General features: G+C 66.5%; 6 protein-coding genes. 4 read left to right on the top strand and 2 right to left on the bottom strand.

Annotated features, from left to right (window positions below):
* The first annotated feature begins 44 nt into the window (after positions 1-44).
* The 3 genes from OXU32_07840 to OXU32_07850 all read left to right on the top strand — a co-directional run bounded on the left by OXU32_07840 (position 45) and on the right by OXU32_07850 (position 3,916).
* Complete coding sequence (locus tag OXU32_07840; GenBank protein MDE0073878.1) at positions 45-449, top strand: hypothetical protein; 405 nt, start codon at positions 45-47, stop codon at positions 447-449.
* A gap of 116 nt (positions 450-565) precedes the next feature.
* Positions 566-1,846 carry a RagB/SusD family nutrient uptake outer membrane protein gene (locus tag OXU32_07845; GenBank protein ID MDE0073879.1) on the top strand — a complete coding sequence of 427 codons (1,281 nt, stop codon included), beginning with the start codon at positions 566-568 and terminating at the stop codon, positions 1,844-1,846.
* 222 nt (positions 1,847-2,068) lie between these two features.
* Positions 2,069-3,916, top strand: a complete 1,848-nt coding sequence (locus tag OXU32_07850) for a gamma-glutamyltransferase family protein (GenBank protein MDE0073880.1) — start codon at positions 2,069-2,071, stop codon at positions 3,914-3,916.
* 213 nt (positions 3,917-4,129) lie between these two features.
* Here OXU32_07850 and OXU32_07855 read toward each other — a convergent pair whose 3' ends face one another.
* Both OXU32_07855 and OXU32_07860 read right to left on the bottom strand, forming a co-directional pair.
* Entirely contained in the window at positions 4,130-5,293 is a 1,164-nt protein-coding gene (locus tag OXU32_07855) for a site-specific integrase (protein MDE0073881.1), read from the bottom strand.
* A 409-nt stretch (positions 5,294-5,702) separates the two neighbouring features.
* Positions 5,703-6,062, bottom strand: coding sequence for a hypothetical protein (locus OXU32_07860; GenBank protein ID MDE0073882.1), 360 nt, complete (start codon positions 6,060-6,062; stop codon positions 5,703-5,705).
* A gap of 206 nt (positions 6,063-6,268) precedes the next feature.
* On the opposite strand from OXU32_07860, the gene OXU32_07865 reads away from it, so the two are divergent.
* The gene (locus OXU32_07865; GenBank protein ID MDE0073883.1) at positions 6,269-7,243 is read left to right on the top strand and encodes a hypothetical protein; all 975 of its coding nucleotides are present in this window, start codon (positions 6,269-6,271) and stop codon (positions 7,241-7,243) included.
* The last annotated feature ends 850 nt before the right edge of the window (positions 7,244-8,093 follow it).

The raw sequence follows: 8,093 nt of genomic DNA on the forward strand, positions 1-8,093 counted from the left end.
CTCCCAAGTTACACGACCAAAACAAGATGCGTCTCTAAGGGCACTTGCTGTTCAGCCGCACCGCCGAAGCCAACACCCAGCGGGGCACCTGGCCCGCCTGCTTCGACATACAGCAGAAGATGGCCGCCGGTAACCTCAGCGACGTCACCGCCCTTGAGCGGTCCCGGTGCAAGGGGCGGCCCGACCGCGGCTCGCTCACCACCAACGCCGACTTCTTCCGGCTCCGGAGTCTTGCGGTCAGCTATGACCTGCCGCAGAGCCTGGTGCCCGGAGGATTGAGTTCTCTCGCATTGCACGCCGCGGCAACCAACCTCTTCAAGATCACGGACTACTGGGGCCTCGATCCCGAGACCTGGAACACGGCCGGGGAACCTCAGCTGACCCGGAACGAGAACTACCTGCTGCCACCGGTTCAGCGGTTTGACTTCTCGCTCCGGATGTCGTTCTGAGGCCGACCACAATGACTACCGATGATTCCAGAGGAGAGTTGAAAATGAAGATAGACAGAGTGGAAGGAGCGAGAGGACGGGGGAGACGAGGCACCCCACGGTGGTCGAGAGGCCGCGTGGTGTCTGCCTTGTTGGCGGCCGTCGTGGCCGCGACCGGATGCGACGTTACGAACCCGGGGAACATCCTCGACGAGAACCTGAACCGGGAGGACGCCTTCCAGGCGGTGGTGAACGGGATGGCGGGGGACTTCTCCCTGGGCCTGAACGGAGCGAACAGCGGAGCGGTCCGGTTCGCCGTCCTCTTCGGAGAGATCTGGGCCGGCACTTCGGGCGAGGCCGACCTCTTCGCGGCGAGGGGAATACTTCCCGCGGACCGGCCGGACTACAACAACTGGACCAACAACGCTCACGCGGCCCGGTGGGTGGCCGAGGACGGCATTCGCCGGATGAGGGAAACGGGCGGAGGGGTCGAGAGCAGCGCGCTCATGGCCGAGGCACGGCTGTGGGCCGGGTTCTCGAACCGGCTGCTGGGCGACATCCACTGCGAGGCCGTGTTCGACAACGGCCCCCCCATGCCGCGCAGCGCATACTACGAGAGGGCGGAGGAACACTTCACCGAAGCCATAGGGGTGGGCATGTCCGCCGGCGCCAGCGACCTGACGTACGCCGGGTACGGTGGGCGGGCCTCGGTTCGCCTGATCCTGGGGGACCTGAGCGGAGCCGTCGCGGACGCCGGGCAGGTTCCGACCGACTTCGCCTGGTATGCCGAATTCAACGACGTTGCCCAGGGTGGCCGGCAGACCAACGCCGTCTGGCACGAGACGCATCCGCGGCGGAACGTCACGGTCGGGTTGACCTGGTTCCGGGACTACTACGTCGAGACCGGGGATCCGCGGGTTCCCTCGCAGGACGCCAACCGCGCCGGTGGTGACGGGATCTCGCCCCTGGTATCCGTGGAGAAATACCCTGACGGCACGTCGGACGTACCGTTGACCAAGGGCGCGGAGATGCGGCTTATCGAGGCGGAAGCCCTGATCCGGGGCGGCCAGTGGCAACAGGGACTGGAAATGATCAACGCCGCGCGCGCCGGGATCGGAGTACCGGCGTGGGATGCCATGAGCGCGGAGGAGGCTTTCGAGGCGCTGATCCTCGAGAGGGCGATCGTCATGTGGCTCGAGGCCCGGCGCGGCGGAGAGTTCTACCGGCTCAACCAGCTCTCACAGTTCTTCCCCGGGGGCTACACGCCAGCCGACGACACCATCATCCAGCAGATGATCGACAACGTGCAGGCTACGCTGCCGGCGGTCATGGGCGACGCAGTACTGCGTCAGAACCGCGCCACCTGCTGGGGCTTCAGCGAGGTCATGCGCGCCACGAACCCGAACCTGGGCGGATAGGACCGGGTTGGAAGCCGGGGGCGGCGGGCAGGTTGCGCCGCACCCCTCCGGGAGTGGGCCGCCGGGTCGTCACGAACGCCCGGTGACCCACCCCCGGTTGCCTGTGTACGGGCCTGGAGTGTCTCCGTTGCCCCGGTCGGCTTACTGTGTACAATGTTGCCGACCGGACCTCGCAGTTCCGGCCCGCGCTCCTTCGTCAACGTCTCACAAAGGAAGGATCTGATGGGTCGCTTTCCGATCCCGATAATCACGCTCTTTGCCGCGGCTGCCCTCCTTCTTCCGCCGGGTGCAGCAGCCCAGGACAGGGGCTTGGCGCGGCACCTCGACCGGGCGGCGCATCGGCCCGCGGTGCCCGGTCCCAACGGCCTGGTGACGGCCGGGCATCCGCTGGCCTCCATGTCGGGCCTGCGCATGCTCATGGCCGGGGGCAACGCCGCCGATGCCGCCGTCGCGACCCTCGCCACCCTGAACGTGGTGCGGCCCCAGATGTCGGGGATGGCCGGGAACGGGTTCGTGACCATCTACGACCGCGTCTCCGACCGCGTGTACTCGCTCGGGGCCACCGGCGCCGCTCCCCTGGCCATCGATCCCGCGAGGCGCACGGCCGACGAGCTGAACAAGGGGATCCACGCGGGTGTCGTCCCGGGCCTCTTTGGGGGATGGATCGCGCTTCTGGATCGCTTCGGCACCATGAGCCTGGACCAGGTGCTGGCCCCGGCCATCGACTACGCCGAGAACGGCCATCCCATCGAGCCATCGGTGGTGGCGTCGATCGAGTCGCACAAGGAGCTGTTCGAGAGCTTCCCGTCGAGCCGACGGATGTTCCTGCCGCTCGGAAGGGTGCCGGAGCCGGGCGAGGACTTCCGCATGCCCGACCTGGCGAACACGCTCCGGAAGGTGGTCGAGGCCGAACAGGTGGCGCTGGCGGCCGGCAAGTCGCGCTCGGACGCGCTCCAGGCCGCCTTCGACCGGTTCTACCGGGGCGACATCGCCGAGGAGATGGCGCGCTTCTACAGCGAGAACGGCGGCGACTTCACCATGGAGGACTTCGCGCGCTACGAGCCCATCTGGGCGGAACCGGTGCACACCACCTACAGGGGCTACGACGTGTACACCAGTCCGCCGACGTCCCGGGGCGGTCTCGAGGTGACGATGCAGTTGAATCTGGTCGAGGGCTTCGACCTCGGGGCGCTCGGGCCCGGAAGCGCCGAGACCATCCATCTGCTGGCCGAAGCGATCAAGGTCGCGAAGGCGGACATCTACGCCTACGTGGCGGATCCGGCTCTGGTGGACGTGCCCGTCGACGAGATGCTCTCGAAGGACTATGCGTCGGCGCGGCGGGCCCTCATCGATCCTTCGCAGGTGATGGCGTACCCGGGGGCCGGGAATCCGGCGCGGGTCGAGGTGCTCCAGCCGGGCGGGCGCGCGGGGGGCGCGGGGGTGGAGGAGCGCTCACGGCGCCACTTTGCCGAGCAGTCGTACGAGGGAAGCACGACCAGCTTTTCCATTGCGGACCGCTTCGGCAACGTCATCGCAGCCACGCCCACGCACGGCGGAGGCTTCGGCACGGGGGTGGTGGTCGGCAATACCGGCCTCACCTTCAACAACGGCACCCGCATCGGTTCGACGGCTCCCTACCCGGACAACGTGAACTATGTGAGAGGCGGGCAGATTCCGATCCTCAACAACTCGCCCATCATCGTGCTTCGCGACGGGCGGTTCCATGCTGCCCTGGGGACGCCGGGCGGCGAGACGATCGGCCAGACCCAGTTTCAGGTGCTGGTGAACCTGCTCGACTTCGGGATGCCGATCCAGGAGGCCATCGCGGCGCCCCGCTTCACGCTGCGCGGCGAGCCCAACTTCTACCAACCGGGAGCGGATGTTCGGTTCAGCCTCGAGGATCGACTGCCGGAAAGCGTCGTCCGGACGCTCGAGGGACTCGGATACGCGGTGGAACTGTCGCCCGGATACGCCTTCGGCAGCATCCAGGGGATCACGCTGGATGCCCGGACCGGGACGCTCATGGCCGGAGCGGATCCCCGGCGCGTTGCCTACGCGGTGGGCTGGTGAGGAAGGGCGCCTACCCCGCGAACGCCTCCCGGATGATGCGCCGCTGGCCCTTCATGTGGTCGGACAACTTGCCCTCGGCCGGGCTGGACCAGTCCGGGCGCGAAGCCTGACGTAACGGCGGTGTCGTTCAAGATCGGATCTTCCTTGATTCCTTGAGCTTACGGGATTGGTGCGCTCAATTCTCGCTGTTTGACTCCCGCCGATTCGTGAGCCTCAGCTTCGAGATCTCCGGCGGGCGTCCAGTGCCTTCCGAAGCTGTCCCTCGTCGGCTCGCTGGTAGCACTCAAGTACCGTCTTGGCGGTCTTCCAGCCGCCCAACTCGCAGAGCACCTTGAGCGGCTGGTCCATCAGGTCGGAAGCGAACTTCCGCCTCAACGAATGCCAGCCTCTCCCGCGCCTCGGTTCGAGCCCCGCCAGCGTCTGGGCTTTGTACCACCAAGCTCGCACCAAGGACCGCCCTGCGCACTTGGAGCCATCCGTCGGCGCGGGCAGCACCGGAGCGTCGTCATGCCCGGAACTCCTCTCCCGCGCCTCCTCAAGAACGGCCAACGCTTCCGCCGTCACCGGCGTCCGGTGCTCGAAGCCGGTCTTCTCGTGCTCGGCTCTCCACCGCACCACACCGCCCTCGAAGTCGATGTCCGAGAACCGGAGTTGACGGATGGCCCCGATCCGGTGTCCCGTCTCGTGAGCGAGCACGAGCGCGACGCGGAAGCGCCAGTCCACCTCTTGGGACACCCCGAGAAGCGCCTGGTACTCCTCCTCGGACAACACCACCCGCGTGGGGTTCTTCTCCGTGGGCGTCCTGAGACCCCTCAGCGGATTCGACGCGAGCAGGAGCTTGCCCCGCTCGTCCCGGGACTTGGACGCCCAGTTGAGCACGGCGATCAGGAACTTCAGGTCGTGCTCGATGGTCCGGTCGGACACCGGCCTTCCGCTGGGGCCGACCCTGCCCGACCTCCGCGCCCGGATGAACCGATCCCAATCGCGTTGGGAGAGCGTCTCGGGACTCCGGTCCCGTCCGAAGAACCGGAGGAACATCCTTGTCGCGGCCCGGTCGGAGCGCTGGGACGCCTCCGCCTTCGTCGGCGTCACCTCCTCACCGTAGATTTCAAACAGCTTGTCCAGCGTGAGCGGTTCGGGCTCGACTTCCGCCTCGCCGTTCAGGTCCGAGCCAACGAACCCGGCGGCGAACTCGTCGGCCTGCCGCTTCGCCAGCGGCCAGTCCCGGTGCTTCAGGGACCGGCTCAGCCTTCGGCCGTTCTCGCGCCACTCAAGCTGGAACAGGCCGGTTTTCGGATCTGGGAACACCCTCACCCTGTTCCGGCCCCACTCGCCGGCGCCGTAGCTCCGGCGGCTTCTTCTCGTGCGTGCCATCATTCGATTCCTCTCGATTGACGGACTGCACGATCTGCGCGAACGAAAGCTCGCGGAGCCGGGGGTTTTCGGCTAGTCTCTCTTGGTCTTGTTGATGCGCCGGCCTTCCCGGGGAAGGGGCGGAGGGACGCGACCCGCTTACGCGCCGAGCGCGCGAACTTGGCTTGCGGGGCAGCCGTCGGTTGCTGTCCGGAGGTAAGCCAGCGAGCGCCTCCCGCTGGTCGGACGCGGCGCGGGCAATGGTCCCCGCTTTGCGGGGTTTCGGAGGAGCCAGATGTTATTTTGTTTCACAAAAACTCTGGTTGAGGGATGCCCCCGAACCCCCGCACGGCATCCGCGCGCCTGGGCCATGGGCGCGGAAATGTGTCCGCTCGGCGGCTGCCCCCGGAGTGCGCGAAGCGCCGGGGCAGGATCACCCAAACAGATTCCGCACACGAGTTGACACGGGCTGATGACCGGACACGAACAGACCGCCGCGAGTACGGTGACGGAGCGTTCGGGGGAAAAGATCGAGCGGCATCATCTTCACAGGCTCGCCGAAATCGCGATCGGTGACCTCGACGACTTCTTCCAACGATACCCCAAGCATGTCGGCTACCGGGATCGCCTGATGGTCATTTGCCTTTGCCAAGGTGCTGCCGGGCACTTCGTCCACCGGGATCGCGGAGTCAAGGACTTCGATGTCTGGGCCTTCTTCCGGAAACGCCAGCGACCGTTCCCCTCCCGCCGACACGCCAAGCGGGATTTCGGGCCCTCCCGGTTTGGTCGGCACCCCAACGATGCACACCGTCGCGGACGGGGCGTGGACTTATTCGGACGATCCATTCCTTGCGAGAACGGACAGGATCCGCATGATTGCGTTCGCGAATGGCTTGCTAGCGGTCGGACGAGTTCGCGTGCGATCAGGAAGAACCCCGTCGTGGTCATTCATCCGGCAGAAGAGGTTGGGAGCATCATTTGGGATCCCGGATCGGCTCGGTGAAGGAGCATCCCGTCCCGAGGGCCGGGGGCGCGCTGGGACGAGATACGCGCGCCATCCGCCTCGTCGCGCTGTTTCTGGTGTCCGCGGTCTGGTCGGGACAGGTGTCGGCACAGTTGGCGCAAGCGCGCATGCTCGGCTGCTATGATGTCGCCGAGGGCGAGTGGACGGAGGCACCCGGCGGTCGGTTCCGGGACGACATGGCCACGGTGCGAATGGAGCCTATCCCCAGTTCCCAAGGCCTGGACTCGGCCTTTTACCAGGTTCCGCCCCGCCTTCGCTTGGCCGCTCCGCCCGACGACACTCCGTATCTCGGCAACGTTGGGCCGATCATCGTGCCCGCGGATGCCATCCCGACCCCACACCTGTACATGACCCACCGCGTTCGTAACGACACGCTCAGGCTCTTTTTCTCCACGGGCTTCCATGGCGTCGTGGCGCACCTGATGCCGCTTGGCGGGGGCGCATGGGCGGGAAAGGCCAACACACACTCGGACAACCTTGGGGAGCGGGCCTGGATCCGCCCGGTCGGGCTGACCCCGGTGGCTTGCGACTCTCCACCCCCCGTTCCCAGTTCCGTGATGCGTTCGGTGCCGGGCGCCGTACAGCTGGTCGGTGGTGCGACCATCGCGCTTGGCGAGCCGCTTCCCGAATCGCTGGAGACGATGCCGCGCAGGTCCGGTGCGCTTACCGTAATCGGTCGAACCGAGGGCCTGTTCGGGACGACCGACTCGATTGCGGTCGGCATCGAGCCGGACCGTGGTCGCGTTGGAAGGATCCAGTTGATCTATCTCGACCCCGACATGTCATCGGTGATCGAGGCGCGAATCAGCGAAGCCCACGGGCCTCCTGCCAGAAGCGGAGAAACCGAGTGGGCGTTGCTCGAATGGAGGAATCGCGTCGCGCGCGTCTGGCTCAATCGAGGCAGCACCCGATTCAGGGTCAACCTTCGAGATCACCGCTACTGGTATTAGTCGCTGAAGTCGTGAACCGGGTGAGACCGAGCCAGGGCACGGCGGTCCATGGAGCAGGGTTAGTTGGCGCAGGCATCGGGCAGGCGACAACCGGACTCAGAAAGGAGGAATCGGACCTGTTGCCGGACACCGTTCATAAGATGCTCACGGATGAAGGGGCCGATGCGACCGGAGACCGCGTTCATCCATGCACACGACCAGGTCGCAACCCGTGCTGGAAGAGTGGGCGTCTCCGGATTGAGTCGCCTCGAAGCAGTGCTCGCACCGCCTTCCCGCGTAGGGATCGCTGGTTCGGTAGCGACCCGAAAGGTTCGGGGCAGGGGTGCGCAAACACACCTGCCCCCGAACCCGTAGCAGGCCCTCGGACTGCCGGGTCGCTCCCACCACGGCCCGAACCGCTCGTGTGCCACGGGCGACCGGACGGCCGGGTCGCAAGACGTTGCCGCGCCAGCGGATAGGCGGCAGGGCCGTTGTGAATCGCCGGAGAGCCCAAGTGTGAAACGACCCACCGTGTCTTTTTCACGCTCCGGTGCGGCCGTAAGCCGGAGCGCCGGGCGCTGACGACCGCGCTCCGGCATGACACACTTGCCGACCAGTCGATCCGACCTCGGGTACGACCGCCTCCTACTACTACGTAGTCTTCCGCAGCCGGGTTTCGGCGAACGCGGCCCTACGAGCCGCCGACGTGGCTATCTCCGGCGATCTGGACCTCGCCTTCGAGATCGTCCTTCCGTGTCTTCGGCGATCGCTTTGAGGGCGACCACCGGGCTGGCTCCCGGCCCTCTACTTGCCGGGAGCCAGCATACCCTGTACCCCTGATGTACCCATTCGAGCGTGTTTCACGTTAGAT

It is taken from the genome of Gammaproteobacteria bacterium (assembly GCA_028819075.1).
Classification (GTDB): domain Bacteria; phylum Gemmatimonadota; class Gemmatimonadetes; order Longimicrobiales; family Gaopeijiaceae; genus BD2-11.